At 69.6% G+C, this 2,098-nt stretch carries 1 protein-coding gene; it reads left to right on the forward strand.

The window, feature by feature from the left end:
- Nucleotides 1-2,098, forward strand: a 2,098-nt coding sequence (locus ACWERV_RS36645; protein ID WP_452941209.1) for a type I polyketide synthase, incomplete at both ends; no start/stop codon positions are given.

Below are 2,098 nucleotides of genomic sequence, written 5' to 3' on the forward strand. Positions count from 1 at the left end.
GCGGTGGCGACGGATCCGCAGCAGCGTTTGCTGTTGGAGACGGCGTGGGAGGCGTTCGAGCGGGCGGGTATCGATCCGGCCACCGTCCGCGGCAGTGACACCGGAGTTTTCGCCGGCGTTATGTACAACGACTACGGCTCGCGCATGCAGCAGGCATCGGAGGGCTTCGACGGGTTCTTCGCGACCGGCACCGCGGGCAGCGTGGCGTCGGGCCGGATCGCGTATACGTTCGGGCTGGAGGGCCCGGCGGTATCGGTGGACACGGCGTGCTCGTCCTCGCTGGTCGCCCTGCACCTGGCCGCGCAGTCCCTCCGTCAGGGCGAATGCAGCCTGGCTCTGGCCGGTGGCGTCGCGGTGATGTCGACCCCGACCACCTTCGTGGAGTTCAGCCACCAGCGCGGCCTGGCCCCCGACGGCCGCTGCAAGCCCTTCTCCGCCGATGCCGACGGCACCGCATGGGGTGAGGGCGCCGGTCTCGTCCTGCTGGAGCGGCTGTCCGACGCCCAGCGCCTCGGTCACCCTGTGCTGGCGGTGGTGCGTGGCAGTGCGGTGAACCAGGACGGGGCCTCCAACGGCCTCACCGCACCCAACGGTCCCTCGCAGGAACGCGTCATCCGTCAGGCGCTGGCGAACGCCCACCTCACCACCCTGGACGTCGACGTCGTCGAGGCGCACGGGACGGGTACGCGGCTGGGTGACCCGATCGAGGCGCAGGCGTTGCTGGCGACGTACGGGCAGGGGCGGTCGGAGGACCGGCCGCTGTGGCTGGGCTCCATCAAGTCCAACATCGGACACACGCAGGCGGCCGCGGGCGCTGCGAGCGTGATCAAGATGGTGATGGCGATGCGGCACGGCGTCCTGCCGCAGACCCTGCACGCCGGCGAACCGTCGCCCTACGTCGAATGGGACACCGGGGCGGTGGAACTCCTCACCCAGGCCCGCGAGTGGGAGGACGTCGGGCGCCCGCGCCGGGTGGGTGTGTCCTCCTTCGGCCTGAGCGGGACGAACGCGCACGTGATCCTCGAGCAGCCGGACGCCTTCGTGGACAGGGCCCCGGAGGTCCACGCGACCGACACCGAGACCGAGGCCGAGACCGACACCGAGACCAGTACCTCGGTGGTGCCGTGGGTGGTGTCGGGTCGTGGTGGGGGTGCGGTGGTTGGGCAGGCCGGGCGGCTGCTGGAGGTGGTGTCGGCCGGTGAGGTGTCGCCGGTGGATGTGGGGCGGTCGTTGGTGGGTTCGCGGGGGGTGTTCGAGGACCGTGCGGTGGTGCTCGGGTCTGGCCGTGAGGAGCTGGTGGCGGGTCTGGCCGGGTTGGCCGGTGGTGTTGAGGTGTCGGGTGTGGTGCGGGGTCGTGTGGTGGGTGGGCGGACGGTGTTTGTGTTTCCGGGGCAGGGGTCGCAGTGGGTGGGTATGGCGGTGGAGTTGTTGGATTCGTCGGAGGTGTTTGCGGCGCGGATGGGTGAGTGTGAGGAGGCGTTGTCGGAGTTTGTGGAGTGGTCGTTGTCGGGTGTGTTGCGGGGGGTGGTGGGTGCTGCGTCGTTGGAGCGGGTGGATGTGGTGCAGCCGGTGTTGTGGGCGGTGATGGTGTCGTTGGCTGAGGTGTGGCGTTCGTTGGGTGTGGTGCCGGATGCGGTGGTGGGTCATTCGCAGGGTGAGATTGCGGCTGCGGTTGTTGCGGGTGGTTTGTCGTTGTCGGACGGTGCGCGGGTGGTGGCGTTGCGTTCGCGGGCTTTGGTGCGGTTGGCGGGTTCGGGGGGGATGGTGTCGGTGGCGTTGGGTGAGGTGGAGGTGCGGGGGCGGTTGGAGGGTGTGTCGGGGGTGAGTGTGGCGGCGGTGAACGGGCCGGTCTCGACGGTGGTGGCCGGTGAGGTGGGGGCGTTGGATGTGTTTTTTGCGGGGGCGGAGGCGGATGGGGTTCGGGTGCGGCGGATTCCGGTGGATTATGCGTCGCATTCGGCGCAGGTGGAGCCGATCGAGGCGGAGTTGGCGGAGGTTCTGGGGCCGGTGGTGCCGCGTGCTGGTGGGGTGGCGTTCTATTCGACGGTGACGGGTGGTCGGATCGATACGTCGGAGTTGGATGCGGGGTACTGGTATC

The sequence above is a fragment of the Streptomyces sp. NPDC004031 genome (genome assembly GCF_053604375.1).